General features: G+C 64.4%; 1 protein-coding gene. It reads left to right on the forward strand.

Features of this window, described 5'->3' with window-relative positions; all coding sequences use genetic code 11:
• The coding region (locus tag EN893_RS36320; RefSeq protein ID WP_164901512.1) for a DMT family transporter at positions 1-666 on the forward strand (666 nt) is incomplete at its 5' end.
• Positions 667-745: the final 79 nt, after the last annotated feature.

Raw genomic sequence — 745 nt, forward strand, 5'->3', positions numbered from 1 at the left:
GCTCTGGCCAGCATCGCCTTCATCTCGGCGTTCAAGTTCACCTTCGTCGCCAATGTCGCGGTCATCTATGCCACAGCACCTTTCGTCACCGCGCTGCTGGCTTGGGTTCTGACGCGCGAACCCTTCCGGTTGCAGACGATGGTCGCCGCCGCCGTGTCGCTGTGCGGCGTGGCGATCATGGTCTGGTCCGGCTTCGGCACCGGCAATCTGTTCGGCGACGGACTGGCACTGCTGATGACCATCGGCAGCGGCCTCTACATGATCATGGTGCGCGCGTTCCGCGACACGCCGGTGGTGTGGGCCGGCGCGGTTTCGGCGTTCCTGCTGTTCCTGCTCGGCTGGTTCGTCACCGATCCGCTGGCGGTTTCGCAAAGGGATGCCGTTCTGCTCGCCACGTTCGGCGCGTCCTTTGCGTTGTCCTCGATCCTGTGGACGGAGGGCGCGCGGCTCATCCCGCCGGCCGAATCCGGACTGCTCGGCTCGGCCGAAGTGCCGTTCGCGATCCTGTTTGCCTTCCTGTTCCTGGGCGAGATTGCACCAGCCGCCAGCATGATCGGCGGCGTCATCGTGTTGTGCGCGGTGTTCGCCCATGCGGGGCGGGATTGGCTGAGGGCCCGCTCGCAACGCATGGCCGGCCCGCAACGCGTGGCGTCAAATATTTCTTAAAAAAGTGACACAGTCACGGAACCATCATCCGGGTCAGGCATTATGGATGCGACGGGCCATCCCCAAGTCCCCCCAAACC

This window comes from Mesorhizobium sp. M7A.F.Ca.CA.004.04.2.1 (genome assembly GCF_004022825.1).
In the GTDB taxonomy this organism is placed as follows: Bacteria; Pseudomonadota; Alphaproteobacteria; order Rhizobiales; family Rhizobiaceae; genus Mesorhizobium.